General features: G+C 71.2%; 19 protein-coding genes. 9 read left to right on the top strand and 10 right to left on the bottom strand.

Annotated features, from left to right (window positions below):
- Positions 1-41 precede the first annotated feature (41 nt).
- The gene (locus RYH80_RS08610; protein WP_370903450.1) at positions 42-1,289 is read left to right on the top strand and encodes a M20 family metallopeptidase; all 1,248 of its coding nucleotides are present in this window, start codon (positions 42-44) and stop codon (positions 1,287-1,289) included.
- Positions 1,290-1,375: 86 nt separating this feature from the next.
- Here the strand turns inward: RYH80_RS08610 and proS are convergent, their stop codons facing one another.
- The 8 genes from proS to RYH80_RS08570 all read right to left on the bottom strand — a co-directional run bounded on the left by proS (position 1,376) and on the right by RYH80_RS08570 (position 7,899).
- Entirely contained in the window at positions 1,376-2,878 is a 1,503-nt protein-coding gene (gene proS, locus RYH80_RS08605; RefSeq protein ID WP_370903448.1) for a proline--tRNA ligase, read from the bottom strand.
- A gap of 107 nt (positions 2,879-2,985) precedes the next feature.
- A complete protein-coding gene (locus tag RYH80_RS08600; RefSeq protein WP_370903447.1) occupies positions 2,986-3,597 on the bottom strand; it encodes an NUDIX hydrolase in 612 nt (203 codons plus the stop codon).
- The gene (locus tag RYH80_RS08595; protein WP_370903446.1) at positions 3,584-3,730 is read right to left on the bottom strand and encodes a hypothetical protein; all 147 of its coding nucleotides are present in this window, start codon (positions 3,728-3,730) and stop codon (positions 3,584-3,586) included. The genes RYH80_RS08600 and RYH80_RS08595 overlap by 14 nt, the downstream gene beginning before the upstream one ends.
- Before the next feature lie 225 nt (positions 3,731-3,955).
- Positions 3,956-5,743 (bottom strand): ATP-binding protein, encoded by a 1,788-nt coding sequence (locus RYH80_RS08590; protein WP_370903445.1) that lies wholly within the window; start codon positions 5,741-5,743, stop codon positions 3,956-3,958.
- 164 nt (positions 5,744-5,907) lie between these two features.
- Complete coding sequence (locus tag RYH80_RS08585; RefSeq protein WP_370903444.1) at positions 5,908-6,297, bottom strand: helix-turn-helix domain-containing protein; 390 nt, start codon at positions 6,295-6,297, stop codon at positions 5,908-5,910.
- Positions 6,298-6,408: 111 nt separating this feature from the next.
- A complete protein-coding gene (locus tag RYH80_RS08580; protein ID WP_370903443.1) occupies positions 6,409-6,678 on the bottom strand; it encodes a DUF8001 family protein in 270 nt (89 codons plus the stop codon).
- Positions 6,679-6,795: 117 nt separating this feature from the next.
- Entirely contained in the window at positions 6,796-7,227 is a 432-nt protein-coding gene (locus RYH80_RS08575; protein ID WP_370903442.1) for a hypothetical protein, read from the bottom strand.
- 24 nt (positions 7,228-7,251) lie between these two features.
- Entirely contained in the window at positions 7,252-7,899 is a 648-nt protein-coding gene (locus RYH80_RS08570; RefSeq protein ID WP_370903441.1) for a SatD family protein, read from the bottom strand.
- A 111-nt stretch (positions 7,900-8,010) separates the two neighbouring features.
- Here RYH80_RS08570 and RYH80_RS08565 point away from each other — a divergent pair, with 111 nt between their 5' ends.
- Positions 8,011-8,412, top strand: a complete 402-nt coding sequence (locus RYH80_RS08565; protein ID WP_370903440.1) for a VOC family protein — start codon at positions 8,011-8,013, stop codon at positions 8,410-8,412.
- A 102-nt stretch (positions 8,413-8,514) separates the two neighbouring features.
- Here RYH80_RS08565 and RYH80_RS08560 read toward each other — a convergent pair whose 3' ends face one another.
- Both RYH80_RS08560 and RYH80_RS08555 read right to left on the bottom strand, forming a co-directional pair.
- Positions 8,515-9,258 (bottom strand): DUF5828 family protein, encoded by a 744-nt coding sequence (locus RYH80_RS08560; RefSeq protein WP_370903439.1) that lies wholly within the window; start codon positions 9,256-9,258, stop codon positions 8,515-8,517.
- A 192-nt stretch (positions 9,259-9,450) separates the two neighbouring features.
- Positions 9,451-9,597, bottom strand: a complete 147-nt coding sequence (locus tag RYH80_RS08555) for a hypothetical protein (RefSeq protein WP_370903438.1) — start codon at positions 9,595-9,597, stop codon at positions 9,451-9,453.
- A gap of 192 nt (positions 9,598-9,789) precedes the next feature.
- Here RYH80_RS08555 and RYH80_RS08550 point away from each other — a divergent pair, with 192 nt between their 5' ends.
- The 7 genes from RYH80_RS08550 (at position 9,790) to RYH80_RS08520 (ending at position 17,324) form a co-directional block, all read left to right on the top strand.
- Complete coding sequence (locus RYH80_RS08550; RefSeq protein ID WP_370903437.1) at positions 9,790-9,957, top strand: hypothetical protein; 168 nt, start codon at positions 9,790-9,792, stop codon at positions 9,955-9,957.
- Positions 9,958-9,980: 23 nt separating this feature from the next.
- Complete coding sequence (locus tag RYH80_RS08545) at positions 9,981-10,166, top strand: hypothetical protein (protein WP_370903436.1); 186 nt, start codon at positions 9,981-9,983, stop codon at positions 10,164-10,166.
- A gap of 205 nt (positions 10,167-10,371) precedes the next feature.
- Positions 10,372-11,586, top strand: coding sequence for an ABC transporter ATP-binding protein (locus RYH80_RS08540; protein WP_370903435.1), 1,215 nt, complete (start codon positions 10,372-10,374; stop codon positions 11,584-11,586).
- The gene (locus tag RYH80_RS08535; protein WP_370903434.1) at positions 11,583-12,572 is read left to right on the top strand and encodes an ABC transporter permease subunit; all 990 of its coding nucleotides are present in this window, start codon (positions 11,583-11,585) and stop codon (positions 12,570-12,572) included. Before RYH80_RS08540 ends, RYH80_RS08535 begins: the two co-directional genes overlap by 4 nt.
- Positions 12,573-12,685: 113 nt before the next feature.
- Positions 12,686-14,071, top strand: a complete 1,386-nt coding sequence (locus RYH80_RS08530) for a molybdopterin molybdotransferase MoeA (protein ID WP_370903433.1) — start codon at positions 12,686-12,688, stop codon at positions 14,069-14,071.
- Positions 14,068-16,155 (top strand): molybdopterin biosynthesis protein, encoded by a 2,088-nt coding sequence (locus tag RYH80_RS08525; protein WP_370903432.1) that lies wholly within the window; start codon positions 14,068-14,070, stop codon positions 16,153-16,155. Before RYH80_RS08530 ends, RYH80_RS08525 begins: the two co-directional genes overlap by 4 nt.
- 65 nt (positions 16,156-16,220) lie before the next feature.
- A complete protein-coding gene (locus tag RYH80_RS08520; RefSeq protein WP_370903431.1) occupies positions 16,221-17,324 on the top strand; it encodes a lysylphosphatidylglycerol synthase domain-containing protein in 1,104 nt (367 codons plus the stop codon).
- The last annotated feature ends 49 nt before the right edge of the window (positions 17,325-17,373 follow it).

Here is a 17,373-nt window from a genome sequence, read left to right as displayed (position 1 = left end):
CAGACGGAAACGTGAACAGCCGCGGGCGCGAACTCGTCGCCGTGACGGACGAGGACACACGAGCACGCGTGACCGCCCTCACCGAACGACTCGTGGCGACGCCGAGTCACGAGGACCCGACGGCCGCCGGCGACGTACTCGTCGAGTGGCTCGAGACGGAGACGGACGCCCGGGTCGAGCGCGACGCTCACGGTAACGTGGTCGCGCGCCGTGGGCCGCGCGACGCCGCGGCGTCGCTGGCGCTCGTCGGCCACCACGACGTGGTGCCACCCGCGCCCGGACAGACACGGGAGGGGGCGGCGGACACCGAGTACGTCGTCGAGCGACGCGACGGCCGACTGTACGGGCGCGGGACGGCGGACATGAAGGGGAGTCTCGCGGCGGCGCTCCTCGCGTTCGCGGACGCGGAGCGGGCGACGCTGCGACGCGCCGGTCTCGAACTCCACGTCGTCTCCTTCGTCGGGGAGGAGCAGGGTGGCGTCGGCTGTCGGGCGGCCATCGACGACGGCTACGCGCCCGACTACGCGGTCGTCGGCGAGGGGTCGACCGGCTACTCCGCGCCGGGCGTGACGGACGTGGCGGTCGCGCACAAGGGACGGCGCGGGAGTACGATCACGGCGCGGGGGACGGCGGCCCACGCCAGCGAACCCGCGGCAGGCGAGAACGCCATCTACCGGGCGAGTGACGCCGTGGACGTGGTCCGAGAGCTGTCCGCGCCGACGGCGACCGTCCAGGGCGAGTCGCTGTCGGGGAGCGTCGCCGTCACGGAGATCGACGGCGGCGAGGCCTGGAACGTGATCCCGGAGACGTGTACCGTGACCGTCGACGAGCGCACCGTCCCCGGCGAGCGAGCTCCGCTGGAGCGCGTCGAGCGACTCGACGGCGTCTCGTTGACGGTCGACCAGGATCTCCCGCCGATGGCCTGTGACGACGCGGCGTTCGCCGACGCGGTGTTGGCGGCCGCACGGGCGGTCCAGTCGGACGCGTCGGGGGTCACACGAGACGCAGGCCAGTCGGACGCGTCGGACGACCCACACGACGCGGTCCAGTCGGACGCGCCGGACGACGACCGGTCCGTCCCCCAGCACGTCGTGAAGCCGCACGCGACGGACGCCGGGTGGCTGGCGCAGGCGGGGACGACCTGCGTGGTGTGTGGCGCCTCGGAACCGGGCGAGGCCCACACGGACACGGAGAGCGTGTCGCTGGACGTGCTGACACGGTGTGTCGATCTGTACGGTGAGGCGGTCGCCCGCGTCGCGGCGGTCGTCGGCGACGACGAGGCCGCGTGAGGTGCGGTGCGGGTGCGCCGTCCGTCACGGGCGGTCCGCAGCCCGACGAGATTCGGGGCGACTCTCGGTCGGGCGCGACGCCCGGTTCAGTACGTCTTGGCGAAGTAGGCGGTCCGCTCGGCGGACTCGCCACACACCGCACACTCCCCGTCCTCGTCGTCGCCGTCGGGGTGGTACGGGTCCTCGTCGGCGAACGGCACCATCGCGATCTCGGCGGCGATCTGGTCTTTGATCTCGTCTTCACAGGCCTCCTCGCCACACCACGGCGCCTCCACGTAGCCGCCGTGCTGGCCGATGGTGCCGAGGATCTCGTCGCGACCCTCGGCCTCGCGGATCTCCCCGTCGAGCGTCTCCTCGGCGGCGGCGTACAGCTTCCCGAACACCGTGTCCAGTTCCGCCTGGACGGCCTCGCCGAGGTTCTCGCGTGCGAGGGTGGTCTGCTCGCCGTCCGGGCGGTGGACGGCCGTCACCTCGTCGTCGGCGACCTCGTTGGGGCCAATCTCCAACCTGACGGGGACGCCCTTCAACTCCCACTCGTTGTACTTGAAACCGGGGTTGCGGGTGTCGCGGTCGTCCAACTCGACGCGGACGCCGGCGTCTTCGAGGTCCTCGGCGACCTCCTCGGCGTACGCCAGCACCTCCTCGCGCGTGTCCGCCTGCCAGATAGGGACGATCACGACCTGCTCGGGGGCGACGGTCGGTGGGAGCACGAGCCCCTGGTCGTCCGAGTGGGTCATGATCAGGGCGCCGAGCGCGCGCCACGAGAGTCCCCACGAGGTGGTGTGGGCGACCTTCTCCTCCTCGTCCTCGTCGGCGTAGGTGATGTCGAACGCCTCCGCGAAGGAGGTGCCGAGGTAGTGGGAGGTGCCACCCTGGACGCTCTTGCCGTCGGGCATCAGCGCCTCGACGGTGGTGGTCGTGTCCGCGCCGGGGAACTTGTCGTGTTCGGGCTTCTGCCCGCGCAACACCGGGATGGCGAGTACGTCCTCGTAGATGGACTCGTACTGGTCGAGCCGCGTCATCGTCTCCGCCCAGGCGTCGGCCTCCGTCTCGTGGGCGGTGTGGCCCTCCTGCCAGAGGAACTCCTTCGTCCGGAAGAACGGCTTCGTCTCCGTGGCCTCCCAGCGCACGACGGAACACCACTGGTTGACCCGCATCGGGAGGTCGCGGTGGCTCCGGATCCACTGCGAGAGGTACGGGTTGATGATCGACTCGCTGGTGGGACGGACCGCGAGTCGCTCCTCCAACTCCTCGGTGCCGGCGGTCTCGACCCACGCCACCTCGGGGTCGAACCCCTCGACGATCTCCTTCTCGCGCTCGAGGTAGCTCTCGGGGATGAACAGCGGGAAGTAGGCGTTCTGGACGCCGGTGTCCTTGAACATCCCGTCGAGGTACCCCTGGAGCCGCTCCCAGAGTTCGTACGCTCGGGGTCGCGTGACGATGAACCCGGACATCCCGTCCGGCCCGTAGCTGGCGAGTTCCGCCTTCTGGACGACCTCGGCGTACCAGTCGCCGGTCGCGTACTCCTTGCTCTCGGTGATCCCGAGTTCCTGTCCCTCCCCGTCGTCGGACTGTTCGGTGTCGCTCATGGGTCGTGGGTCGTGGGGCGCGGGCTTAAACGCCGTGTGTCGACGGAGTCGGCGACGCAGCCACTCGAAACCGCCGGTTCCTCGTGAGTGTGTCTCGTGGTGACGAGTCACGACCAGCGCACGCGCGGTGCGACACGATCCCGGACGAACGGGACCGTCGCGTCCGGTAGGCTCTCGGCCCACCGGACGGCGACGATCTCCTCGTCGTCGGTCGTCGCGGCGTCGACGGACGGGCCGACGCCGTCGTACGCGCCGACGAACGACACCGTGAGGAGACTGTAGCGTCGTTCGGGGTCGGTGCGGTCGACCACGCGCTTGCGCCGTGCGAACGCCACGTCGACGAGGGAACACGCGAGGCCGGTCTCCTCGCGCACCTCGCGGCGCGCCGTCTCGGCGAGCGTCTCGCCGGGCTCGTGGCCGCCGCCGGGCGTCCCCCACCGGTCGGAGGCGTCGGCGTGTCGGATCAGCAGGACGCGTCCGTCGTCGTCTTCCACCCACGCGCCGGCGTCGCCGAGGAACCCGTCGCGGACGCGTGCCAGTCCGCTCGCGAAGTAGTCCGGGTCGTTCTCGACGGTGTCCACGGCGACGGGGAACGCTCCGAAGCGGTCGCGGAGTCGTGCGAGGGCGTTCTCGACGGCGGCACGCGAGGCTGCGGCGGGGGGCTGGCGGGACGAGTCTGTCACGTCCTCACCCGCGTCCGGGTCGTCACCGCTGGTCACTGTCCCCGCTCTTCCCGGTCCACCGGCGCAACACCACCAGGCCGACGAGTAAGACGACGATCATCCCGACGGCGATCCCGACGGAGCCGTCCGTGGTGACGTTCGTCGTCCCCGTCTGGAGCAGTCCGAACACACTCCGAGTGACCCGAGCACCCACAAAGTCCTTCGGGGGACCGGCACCCGATCCGGGCGCGCGGCCCGCTCCGACCGGGTTCACATACCGGCGGTCGCTCGCGACCGCACCCGGCGTGGGGTCCGACCGGCGACCGCCGAACCCCTCCGTTTCGGGTGGAGTTTGCAACCAGAACCGGCCGAAAGTCGCCTCGTGCGACGCGAGCGATCCGTCCGGACACCCAGTTCAGCCCGACGAGCGACCGCCACCGTCGCCGGCCGTCTCGGCGGCCGCGTTCGACGCACCGGTGGCACCGGCGCCGGCTCCGCTCGCGGCCGCCCCGGTGTCGTCGGGAGCGTCCCCGCCGGCCGCCGGCAGCGACAGCGTGACGACTGCGCCGCGGGGGTCGTTCTCGCCGAAGGAGAGACTCCCGCCCGCCGCGGTGATCGCCCACTGTGTCGTCCACAGGCCGAGTCCGCTGCCGTGTTCGAGCGGGTCCTCCTCGCCGCGTTCGACCACCGCGCGCTCGTGGTCCGGGATGCCGGGGCCGTTGTCCGCGACGGCGACCTCGACGCCGTCGCCCGTCGCGTCGACGGAGACGACGACGAGCGGGTCGTCGGCGTCGTTGTGTGCCGCGGCGTTCTCGACGACGTTACGCAGCGCCACCGCCACGGTGTCGCGACTCGCGTCCACCGTCACGTCGTCCGGGACGGCCGTCGAGACGGACACCTCGGGGTACGTCTCGCGCACCTCCTCGACCACGGCGGCCACGAGCGGGGCGAGGTCGGCCGTCGCGTCCGCCGGTGCCTCCACGATCTGGTCGAGCTCCCGTGCTCGCTCGGCGGCTCCGACCAACTCGCGAGTCGTGTCGACGATCCGGTCGGCACACTGCTCGGGGTCGCCGCCGTCGCCGATGAGCCGCGCGTTGCCGATGATCTTCGTCGCGTCGTTGCGGAGGTTGTGTCTGAGAATGCGGTTGAACACGTCGAGCCGTTGCTCGCGAGTCTGGCGGCGCGTCACGTCGCGCAACACCAGGGCGTACCCGCGCTCCGCGTCGGTGCGGTCTCGGACGGTCGAGCGCGTCACCGCGAACGTCCGTCGACCGTCGGTCGTCGGGAGCGTCACCGTCGCGCCGTCGGTCAGCGCCGCCGGGCGACAGTCGACGACGGACACCAGCGGCCCGCCGGTGACGGTCGCCTCGTCGACGCCGAACGTCTCCCGTGCGACCGCGTTCATCCGCAGGACGTGTCCCTCGTCGTCGACGACGAGCACGGCGTCGTCCATCGAGTCCAAGACCACGTCCGGCCCGACAGTGCCGGCCATCGGCGACGACTCGAACAGCGACAGCGGGCCGACGGCGACCGCCGCCGCGAGCGCCCCGACGGTGTACCCGCCCGCGACGCCGGCGACACCCACGCCGAGACTCGTCGCCGCCGTCACCGTCGGGACGAACAGGTTCGCGACCCACGGCCAGACGCCGACGAAGGCGATCACCGGCGCGAGACGTGCGTCGAGGTGGTCGTACCGGAGGACGCTCCGCCCGACCAGCCCGACCGCGACGAGCATCACCGCCGTCGTGTAGTAGGTCCCCGCCTCGTACAGCGTCCCGGCGAGTCCCACTACCGCCGGTGGGAGTCCGGTGAGTGCGGGAATCGGTGCCGTCGTCCCCGGACTCATCGCGGGGGTCCCGAGGACGACCACGGTGCCGCCGACGGCACCGGCGACGGCCGGGGCGAGTGCGGCCAGCCGTCGCGTCCGGTCGCCGACGCCGACGATGCCGTAGTAGTCGAACGCGAACAGCGCCAACGCCAGCGGGATGGCGAGACCGGTGTACAGCCACACGAGTTTGTACGGCGTCCCGGTGTGAGCCGTCGCCGCCGCACACAGCGCCGTGACCGCCAGACTCACGAGGAGGACGGCGTAGGAACTCGCCGCCGGTCGGTCGCGCCGCCGGAACGTCCGCAGCGCCAGCCACCCCAGCGCCACGCCCGCACCCGCGGCGACCGCTCGTCCGAGTGCCAACAGTTCCACCACGTGGCGCACCTGTGGAACGAACCGACAAAAGGGTTCTCCGGGAAGCGACCCGACTCTCACCCAACTTCGCTGTGCCGCCGCGCCGCCACGCCACTGCGTCGCCGCGCTGCACCGCTGTGCCACGCCGTCGCCACGCCGCCGCGACCGATCTGGTTACGGCCCGACTACAGCGGGGAGTCGTCGTCCTCGTCGCCGAACTCGGCGATGGCGTCGTGGACGTTCTCGACCCACTCGTCCAAGGCGTCGTGGAGCAGCTCTTTCGCCTCCGGCAGCGGCGTGGCGGTGTACTGGTAGACGTAGCCGCCGGGGTCGAGGAGCCGTCGCTCGCGTCGGGTCAGTCCCTTCTCCAACAGCGTCGTCAGCGAGCGGTTGACGTTCGAGCGGTCGCGGTCGAGCTCCTCGGCCAGCTCCTCGACGGTGCTGCCGGGGTTCTCGAGCAAGACGAGGTACGTCCGACTCTCGTGTTCCTGGATGCCGAAGACGCACGCCATCACGTGCTGGAAGCTCGGGTCCTGCGTCTGCACCAGGTCCTCCATCTCCGGTGTGTCGGCCATCACACGCCACTACGTGACACTGTGTCCTAAACCCCCTCCTTGCGGTCGTGCTCGCGGGTGGACTCGCGGTGTCGTCGGCTCGATTCGCGTCGCTGCCCGCGTTCTCCCGGTTCAGTCGTCGGCGTCGGCCGTGTCGGCGTCGTCTCCCGCGGTCCGACCGTACCCCATCTTCTCGATGCAGGCGCGCATCTCGTCGGGGTCGTCGTGTTTGTGGAGCCGCGTCGGGGTGTCACAGTAGAACGTCTCCCCGTCGTGGCGCAGCGTCATCTCGCGTTCGGCTCCGAAGAGGTCGGCGCGGACGACGATCCGCCGTCCCTCCCCGAGCGCGTCGAGAATCTCCTCCGTCGTGAGTTCGCCAGCCTCGATCCGGAGTGGGTCCATCGTCACGCCGTCCACACTGCGGACACTAAAACCACCCGAGCGACCGCGCGAGTCGGACACGGGCGTGGTGGCGAACGGACTCAGTATTGCCACCACCTCTGCGTCAGTGACATCGACTCAGATCAGCAATCGCAACGCCCCACGTGTGACGACTCCGACGACGAGCGAGTACACGAAGTTCGTGATCGTCCCGGTCAGGTAGTACGACGAGTCGTTCCCATCCATGTCTTCGACACGGACGAACGACTTTCCGGCGAAGATCACGCCGAGTGCAGTGTACCCACCGACGAGTGTGAGGGTGACGACGAGAACGTTCTCCACCTTCCCGATCACTCTGCCCGTGTCGACACGTCGTTGGGTCGCTTCCGAGTCGTCACCACCTTCGCTACTGTCGGCTCTCGGGGTCTCTGGATCGACCCCGGCCAACCCGAGTGCGGCGTTGACCACCACACCACTCGTCACGAGCAAGACGATCAGCGCGACAGAGACGATCAGAACCGCTGCGACCGGGGCGGTGACGACACTCTCGAACAACAACGACGGAGGCATCGGTACGGCTGCTGCCAAGAATAGTCAAATTTCTGTCGAACTGGTGGCAGCCAGCGAGGACAACTCCTCGGAGAGCGTACGTTCGACCGCATCGACCGTCTTGACCGACTCGTCGGTGAGGTGTCCGTTGATGGCCTGTCGAGAGACGCCGAGTTCCGACGCTGCCGCTGCCTGACTACCGTGCGTCTCGACCGCGCGGAGCACCTCGACGCGTCGTTCGGTCCACGTGCTCCGGACGTAGTCGAGCAAGTTCACCGTCGCCGACAGTGACGCTGCCCGTCTCGGGAGCCCGACGAGCGAGAACGTCTCTCCCGCCGCCTCGACGCGGTCGAGTTCGTCGGCGGCGTCGGCGAACCCGGCCCCACGCATCTCGGTCACGTCGCCGGCGCCGACCCGTTCCACGTCACCACGGACGACGACGAGACGGATTCGTTCCGGGTGAACGCCCAGCGAGATCTGTCGTTGGACGCCGACGACGTTCTCCACGGAGCCGAGCACGCCCGCGATCTCGTCGATCCCCTTGATGCGTCTCGGCGCCTCGATCACGTCCTCCTCGTACTCGTCGGCAACCCGCCGAAGTGTGCCCGTGAGCCTCGTCTCGAACGCATCTCTGTCGGCTATCTCTCGGGAGTCGATCACGTCGCCGAGCAGGATCCAGGCAGTCTCCGTCATCGTGAGCGTGTCAACAGAATACACTTTATATCCGGGCTGTAAACCACTTTGGGTTGACAGACGACACGGCCTAGAGACAGATTGTTGCGCGTCGCGCCCCGACACGGAGCCGTGAACGTCACAGCCATCGACCACGTGAACCTCCGGATTCCGGCGGACGGCGTCGACGACGCGCTCGCGTTCTACCGCGACGGGTTGGACCTCGAGATCGAGGGGTTGGACCGCTACCGCGACGACGAGAAGCCGTTCTTCGACGTGCGACTCGCGCCGGCACACGTGATCCACCTCTGGCCCACCTCGGAGTTCGACCGCCCCGAGGCGACCAACTACGACCACGTGGCGCTGCTCGTCGACGCCGGGATCGACGAGATCGTCGCGACGCTCGAAGAGAACGACCTCGCGGTCGAGAGCCGACTCGACGAGCCGCTCGGCGCGACCGGCACCGCCGACGCGGTGTACCTCCGGGACCCGTTCGGCTACCGCGTCGAGTTGAAGGCCGGCGCGACGGCGTGACGGTGAGAGCCGGCGTGACGGCGTCCGGGGGTCGTCCCTCGCGTTCTCGCCGGTGCCACAACCGCCCGCTCGGGTCGTCGTCGACTCCGAGCGGTCGCCCGCTCAGTTCGTCGTCGACTCCGAGCGGTCGGCGGTGCCGTCACCGTCGGTGCTGTCGGTCGGCGGTTCGACACCCTCGGCGGCCTCGGCCACGTCGACGTCCTTCTGGGTGTCGACGTGCCAGCGGTCGACGGTCTCGTCGAACTCGGCCAACCGGTCCGAGACGGCGGCCTTGAGGTCGTCGTCGTTGACGTTCACCTCGAAGACGAACACCGGCCCGTCCTCGTCGCCGCGGGTCGTCTTCTGGACGTTCGCGGAGACGAGCGCGTTGTCGAAGTAGTAGGGGGCCAACTGCGTCATCACGCGCCGGTAGACGGTGTCCTCGACGGACCGGACCGCCCGCCGGCCGGCCGAGTCGGCGGCACGCACCACGTGGTCGATGGAGTCTTGCCACCGTTCGAGCGCGCCGCGGTCGTCCCCGGCGGCCACCTGCTCGTACGACTCCGAGAGCTTCTCGCCCGCGGTCCGGAGGTCGTCCGACGGCTCCTCGCCGGCCTTCTCGCCCTCACCCTCGGCGACGCTGGCCTGCTCGGCGGTCTTCTGTTCGACGTCCTCGCCGAGTCGCTCGTGTGCCTTCGGCCGCCACTCGTCCCACTCTTCGAAGGCCGCGGCGTAGTCGGTCTCCGCCTCGTCCCACTCCCCGTCGGTGACACCGACCTCTCTGAGCGCGTGGGTGATCCGCTCGCCGTGTTCCACCACGTCGCCCCAGTCGCCACGAACCTCGAAGCCGGAGATGCTCTCTTCCATCGCGTCGTACCGTGTGCGTGGCGCCCGACGGGTAAACCCCTTCGGGCCGGGGGCTGCGGTCCGGCGGCTACTCGTGGCTCGACTGCCCGGCGAGACGACAGACTCCCGGGCTCGTCACGAGACGAACGGAGTTCGGGATCGTCGGGCGAACGAGGCTCGGGATCGTCACCGCACGAACAGCCCCCATCCGACTCACCGAACGAACAGGCTCTCGACCCACGCACGCACGTCGCCGGTCGTGTCGCCGTCGGCAGACGGTTCGCGGACGACCCGTCCTCGTGTCTCCGTGTGGTCGTCGGTTCGTGTCTCGGTCGCCGCGTCTCCGCTCACCCGTTCCATGTGGATCGGTAACACGGGTCAGTATCTAACGGTTTCGGTCGTACCGGTCCCGTGTAGCCCGTCGGCGGTGGAGGGCGGTCGGTAGCGAGTACGTTCCGAACGGACGATCCCGTTGGATTCGCTTTGGCCGTCTGTAGGATCACACGAGAGCGAACCACAAAGAGTTCCACACCGTCGTGAGTTGAGAGAAATGTGAGTCTCACAAGAGACACACTCCTGTTCGGGTTGGCGGTGCTCGTCATCGGGATGAACAACACCCCGGAAGGAAACGGACTACTGGTCCTCGTCGGCGGTCTCACGGCAGTATTCGGCTACCTTGGTTCACTGATCCAGACGGTCCGTGCCGTTCGAGATGGATAGGTCAGTTACCCACGACTGAAGTCGTGGGCTTCCTCCTTGAGTTTGTGAAGTCCCTGCAGGTCACCGACGACACAGCCCCTCCGCATCGAGTCGTCGACGAGATCTCCGTTCACCGACACACCCTTCGCTGGAACGTTCTGGCACCCCACGACGACCACCGAGCCCGCGAACGGGCGGTCGACGAGCGACGACAGGTGATCGTGACGTGATCGTGTGAGAGCCAGATCGAGCCAACGATCATCGGCCCGTGGTGTACGGAGAGGAGAGATGCACTCGACCGTCCGGGGACGACACCTCGCGTAGCCGCGGACGGTTCCCGGTACACGGACTCGCCGCCGCCTCGCCTCGTCGCACCGTCTCGCGACGCAACAAGACTTACCTCACCGGCGACACCCCACTCCGGCAGAGCCCTCCATGTCCACGCCTCCACCGGATCGGCGGAGCGACGGCGATCCGACCGACGACGGCGACCGCGACACCACCCGAGACGCCGGTGACACCACCCGAGCCACCGGCGACGACACCGCCGGGTCCGCCGCCGCGCCCACCGCCGAGTCCGCCGACGCGGCCACCACCGAGGCCGCCGACGCGCCAGCACTCGAGATCGACGGGCTGACACAGCGGTACGGCGACCTGGCCGCGGTCGAGGACCTCTCGATCACGGTCGAGCGTGGGGAGGTGTACGGGTTCCTCGGCCCGAACGGGGCGGGGAAGTCGACGACGATCAACGCCGCGCTCCAGTTCGTCTCCCCGACGGCCGGCGACGTGCGCGTCCTCGGACTCGACCCGGCGACAGAACCGGTCGCGGTCCGCCGGCGCGTCGGCCTCCTCCTGGAGGGGTTCGGCGCGTACCCGCGGCTCACCGGGCGCGAACACGTCGAACACGCCACCGAGACGAAGGACGCCGCCGACGACCCCGACGAACTGCTGGCCCGCGTCGGGTTACGGGACGCCGCCGACCGCCCGGCGGGCGACTACTCGAAGGGGATGCGCCAGCGGATGGCGTTGGCGGTGGCACTCGTCGGCGACCCCGAGTTGCTCGTGTTCGACGAACCCTCCACCGGACTCGACCCGAACGGCGCCCGGACGCTCCGGGAGATCGTCCGCGAGGAGGCGCGCGACGGGACGGCCGTCTTCTTCTCGTCGCACATCCTCGACCAGGTGGAGGCCGTCGCGGACCGCGTCGGCATCCTCGCCGACGGGGAGTTGATCGCGGAGGGGAGTCTCGCCGACCTCCGCGAGCGGTTCGACACCGGGACGGAGCTCACCGTCACCGTCACGGGGACGCCCGACGCGTTGTTGCGACGACTCCGCCGACAGGAGGGCGTCGCCGCGGTCCGTGCGCGCGACGACCGGATTCGCGTGCGGTGTCGCGGCGACGGGGAGACGAAACTCGCCGTGTTGGAGACGGTCGCGGACGCGGGCGTCTACCGCGACTTCACCGTGGATCGCGCCTCGCTCGACGACGTGTTCTCGCGGTACACTGCCGAGGGTGGTCCAGTGACGGCGGACGGGACCGACGACGCCGTCTCGTCGGCGGGCGATCCCGTCTCGTCAGCCAGGGCAGACGGTGACGACGAGACGGCGGCGCAGCGAAAACCGGCCGCAGACGGGGGTGATCGCGCGTGACGTGGCGGACCGTGATGGAGCGCGACCTCACGAGCGTCTACCGGTCGCGGATCGGCGCGGGCGCGGCGGCGGTGATGGCGCTGGCGACGGTCGTCGGCGTCGGCCTGCTCGCGCTGTCGAACGAGGCGGCGATCCTCGGCGGCGTCGTCGGCGTGTTCACGCTCGTGACGCTGGCGGCGCTCGTCGTCACCGGCCGCCCGCGAGCCGTCGCGGGACTGACGGTGACGTTCACGCTGGCGGCGACCGGGTTCGTGTTGCTCGCCCCGACCGGCAGTCCGCTGCGCGACCAGTACACCCCGGAGGTGTCTGGGGCGGTGACGGCCCTCGGCGGAGCGCTGTCGTTCCTCGTCCCCGTCGTCGCACTGTTGGCGAGTTACGGCGCGTTCGTCCGCGAGCGAGAGACGGGGAGTGTGCGGTTCCTGCTCGGACTCCCGAACTCGCGCGACGACGCCTACCTCGGGAAATTACTGAGTCGGACGCTGGTCGTCCTCCTCCCGCTGTTGGGTGGGCTGTTGTTGGCCGCCGTGCTGGTACCGGCGTTCTTCGAGGGCGGCGGGGTCGTCGCCGCGCTCGGGATCGCGGTCGTGTCGGTGCCGTACGTCGTGTTGTTCGTCGGGATCGGGTTGGCCGCCTCGGCGTACGCAGAGACGACCGCTCGTGCGGTCGCGGTCAGCGTCACGGCGTTCCTCGTCTTGCGCGTCGGCTGGACCGCGGTCCGGTTCCTCGCCGTCGCGCTCCTCGACAACCCGTACCCGAAGCCGACGTGGTTCTACTGGACGGGCCGTCTCAACCCGATCAACGCCTACGTGAGACTCACCGCCGGCTTCGGCGGCGCGCTCGAGTACCACCCGCTGTTGGCGCGCCCCGACGAGGGTGTCTCGACGGTCGCCACTTCGCCGGGGTTCGCGGCCGCGGTGTTACTCGCGTGGGCCTGCGTGGTCCCCGTCGTCGGGCTCGTCCTGTTCCGCTCGCGCGATCTGCTGTGAACGTGGGGCTCGGGGTCGGCCGTCGCCGCCGTTCCGCCGCTCTCCCGACGCCACCGTGGTGTCGCCGGTCGACAGCCGACAGTGCCAACACCGGCGCGCCCGAACCCGACGGTATGAGTCACGACCGCACGACGACCGGGTTCAAGGAGACTACCCGGGTCGCGGACGCGCTCGCGACGCTGCGCGAGCACGTCGACCCCCACGGCCGGACCGAGCGGGTGCCGCTCGCGGCCGCCGACGGCCGGACGCTCGCCGCGCCGGTCGCCGCGGACCGGCCCGTCCCCCACGAGGATCGCGCCGCGATGGACGGCTACGCGGTGCGGGCCGCCGACACCTTCGGCGCGAACGTCCGGTCTCCGGCGACGCTCCGTGTCGTCACACGACCGGGAGAGACGCCCGACGACACCACCGGACCCACAGTCCGTTCGGGGGAGGCTCGCCGCGTCGACACCGGCGAGCCGCTGCCCGCGGGTGCCGACGCCGTCGTCCGTGTCGAGCGCGTCTCGCGACGCGACTCCGCCCCGACCGCGGACGACGCGACAGAACTCGCGGTCGAGACGGCGGTGACGACGGGTGCGAACGTCGCCAGCGCTGGGGAGGACGTGACCGCCGACCAGCCGCTGTACGACGCCGGCCACCGGCTCCGCCCGGCGGACCTCGGCCTCCTCCGTGCCACCGGGGTCTCGCGTGTCCCGGTCGCAGAGCGCCCCGCGGTGGCCGTCATCCCCACCGGCGAGGAGCTCGTCGCCGAGGACCCGGGCTCGGGGGAGACCGTCGAGACGAACGGCCACACCCTCGCGCAGTTCGTCGCCCGCTGGGGTGGCGTGGCGACCCGCCGCGACCCCGTCCCCGACGACCCCGAACGACTGCGGGCGGCGCTCGCGGCGGCGACGGACGCCGACGCCGTCGTCACCACCGGCGGCTCCGCCGTCGGCGAGCGCGACCTGGTACCCGAGGCGATCGCCGAGGTGGGCGAGGTGTCGGTCCACGGCCTCGCGCTGGAGCCGGGCCACCCGGCCGCGTTGGGTGTCGTCGACGACACGCCGGTGGTGTCGCTGCCGGGCTACCCGGTCGCCTGTCTCGTCGTCGCGACGCAGTTCCTGCGACCGACGGTCGGGCGCCTCGCCGGCGGCAGCGTCGCGCGGTTCCCGATACGACGCGCGACGCTCACTCGGAAGGTCGCCTCCGAGCCCGGCACGCGGACGTTCGCACGTGTCCGGCTCCAGACGGCGGACGGGGCGGAGCGCGACGGGACATCCAGTTCCGGCTCGTCGACGGGCGACTGGACGCCGACGGACTCGACGCCGGCAGACGACAACTGCTCGGCGGAGCCGGTGCGGGCGGCCGGCGCGGGGGTGCTCTCGTCGGTCGCGCTCGCGGACGGCTGGGTGGTGGTGCCGGAGTCCCGAGAGGGGTTCCCGGCCGGCACGACGGTGGACGTACAACTGTGGAGCGGGCCGGACGCGGCGACGGCGGTCGCAGGGGGTGCGTCGGCGTGAGCGACCGCCGCGAGTTCCGCGACCTCGCGGAGCCGGAGACGCTACGGGAGACGATCGCCTCGCTGGACCTCTCGGGGACACCCGAGCGTGTCCCGTTGGCCGAGGCGCGCGGTCGCGTCCTCGCCGAGCGTGTCGACGCCGACCGCGACGTGCCCGGCTTCGACCGCGCGTCGATGGACGGCTACGCGGTGCGAGCCGCCGACACCTTCGGCGCGGACGAGGCCGCCCCGGCCGTGCTCCGACAGGTCGGGACCGTTCACGCCGGCAGCGAACCCGACGCGACCGTCGAGTCGGGCACCTGTGTCGAGGTGTCGACCGGGGCGGTGCTCCCGCCCGGCGCCGACGCCGTCGTGATCGTCGAGGAGACGGACGAAGTTCCCGCCCACCGGCTGCCGGACGAGGGCGGTGCCGACGCGCACGGTGCGTCCGGTGGCGACGACGAGGCGTCCAGTGGTGACGGGGGAGTGGCCGGTGACGACGAGGCGTCCAGTGGTGACGAGGGAGTGGCCGGTGACGGCGAGGCGTCCAGTGGTGACGAGGGAGTGGCCGGTGACGACGAGGCGTCCGGTGACGGGACGGCCGTCGCGGTTCGCAGCGCCGTCGCACCCGGCGAGAACGTGATGTTCGCCGGTGCGGACGTGGCGGCCGGCGCCCGCGCGCTCGGCCCGGGAACGGAGCTCACCCCGCGCGAGATCGGGCTCCTGTCCGCGCTCGGGGTCGACGAGGTGCCCGTCCGTGGTCAGCCCACGGTCGGCATCGTCTCGACCGGTGACGAACTCGTCCGGCCGGGGGAGCCGCTCGACGACGCGCGCGGGGAGATCTACGACGTGAACAGCTACACGATCGCTGCCGGCGTCGCGGAGGCGGGGGGCGAGCCGCGACTGTACCCGCACGCGGGCGACGACTACGAGGAGATGGAGCGACTCCTGATCGAGGCCAGCGAGGAGTGTGATCTGGTGTTGTCCTCCGGGTCCACCTCCGCGAGCGCCGTGGACGTGATCTACCGCGTGATCGAGGACCGCGGGGAGCTCCTCTTGCACGGCGTCGCGGTCAAACCCGGGAAACCGACGCTCGTCGGCCGGATCGGTGACGGCGCGTACGTCGGCCTCCCGGGGTACCCGGTGTCGGCACTGACGATCTTCCGGACGTTCGTCGCGCCGGCGATCCGCGAGGCCGCGGGGCTCCCGGCGCCGGCGACGGCGACGGTGACGGGCGAGATGGCCGTCGAGGAGCGGTACGAGGGTGGGCGTCGCCGGCTCGTCCCGGTCGGGCTCGTGACCGACGGGGACGGGGAGACGCTCGTCTACCCGGTCGACAAGGGGTCGGGGGCGACGACGAGTCTCGTCGACGCCGACGGCGTCGTGCCGGTGGATCCCGACACGGCCTTCCTCGCGGCCGGGGAGACCGTCGAGGTGGAACTGTTCTCGCCGAGCGTCCGTCCACCGACGCTGTTCGGCGTCGGCGAAGACGACCCGGCGCTGTCGCGACTGCTCGACCGACTCGACCGCCCGCGGTACCTCCCCGAGGGGAGCCGTCGCGGCCTCCGCGAACTCCGCGCGGGCGTCCCGGACGTCGCGGTGACGGCCGGGCCACTCGACCGGGAGCCACCTGGCGTCGAACTCGGCGGCTGGCGCCGCGAGTGGGGGTTGATCGTCCCGCCGGGCAACCCGGCCGACGTGACGGGCGTCGCGGACCTCGTCGACCGCGAGTTACGCTTCGTCAACCGGGACGGCGACTCCGGCCTGCGGACGAGTTTCGGGAACGCGGTCGCGGACCTGGCCGACGAGCGCGACACCGTCCGCCGCGCGCTCGTCGCGTCCATCGACGGCTTCGACCGCGCCGTCCGCGCTCACGAGTCGCCCGCCCGTCGAGTGCTGGCCGGCGACGCCGACGTCGGGCTGGGGTTGCGCGCCACCGCCGACCGCCTCGACGCCGGGTTCGTCTCCGTCGGCACCCAGCGGGTCCGGCTGTGGGCTGCCACGGACCGCCAGTCGAAGCCCGGTGTCGACCGGCTGCGCGCGGTGCTGGCCGACAGTGACGCGATCCTCGCGGCCCTCCCCGGCTACGGACTCGACGCGACCTGAGTCGGGTGGCGACGAGCGGAGCCGTCTCCGAAACCCTCTCCGCCGTCCGCCCCACACCGCGGGGCGTGCGCCGTCTCGCGCGGTTCCTCGTCGGACTCGGCGTCGGGCTCGCGGCGCTGGTGGTCACCGTCCAGTTCGTCGGCGTCGCGGACGTGGTGGCGCGTGCCCGCCGCCTCGCCGCGTGGGCGCTCGTCGCCGTCGTCGCGCTCGTCGTCTCCGAGGCGCTCGTCGACGGGCTCGGCGTGTGGGCCTCCACCCAGCCGCTCGGGTCGGGGCTCGACGGCCGCGACAGCCTCCGGTTCGCGCTCGCCGGCGACTTCTTCGACACCGTCAGTCCGGCCGGCCCGGTGAGTTCCGAACCCATCGTCGCGCGGTTCCTCTCCGTGGCGACGGGGACCGGCTACGCTGACGCCCTGGGCGTGCGCTCGACGGCGAAGTACGTCAAGTCCGGCTCGCAGTTGGCGGTCTCGGCTGCACTCGGCGTACTGGTGGTCGCGACTGGGAGCGTCCCGACGGGGACCGGGACGACTACCGCAGCGGACGCGACGGCGAGCGGGACGAACACTGCGACGGCGACCGCCCCGAGCGGCCCCTCGGCGGCCGTCATCGTGGGCACGCTCGTCGCCGCCACGGTCGGACTCATCCTCGTCGGGATCGCGGCGGTTCGGGCGCGTGGCGCGCTGTCACGACTGGTCGTCGCCGTTCTGACACCCGTCGTCCGTCGACTCTCCGGACTCTGGCGGGCGGAGCCGTACGGGCGCGCGGCGGTCGTCGCGGCGGTCGACCGGTTCTGGGGACGCGCACTGGTGTTCGGCGAGCGGCCGCGGCTGCTGGGCACCATCGCGGTCGCGGGCGTCGCCGAACAGCTGCTCACGGCGGGGGCGCTGTGGGTCGCTCTCGCCGGTACCGGCAGCACGGCCGCGTACGTCCCGCTCGTGGCGTTGGTGCCGCTCCCGCAGGTCGCCAGCGTCGTCCCGATCCCGGGCAGCGTGGGCGCGTACGACCTGTTGCTCGTCGGCGCGATCGTCGCCGTCGTCGCCGTCCCGGCGAGTGCGGCCACCGCCGCCGTGCTCGTCGTCCGGACGACCGCGCTCCCGGTCGCGTTCGTCGTCGGTGGCGTCGCCGCCGCCACGCTCCGGGGCTGGACGCCGCGTAGCGCGGACGGGTGACTCTCACCTCACGCCGCCGTCCGCGGGTCGTCCGCGAGAACGTTGGCGT

The organism is Halobaculum sp. MBLA0147, from assembly GCF_041361345.1.
Lineage (GTDB): Archaea > Halobacteriota > Halobacteria > Halobacteriales > Haloferacaceae > JAHENP01.
This window is presented reverse-complemented; position numbering and strand designations above follow the sequence as displayed.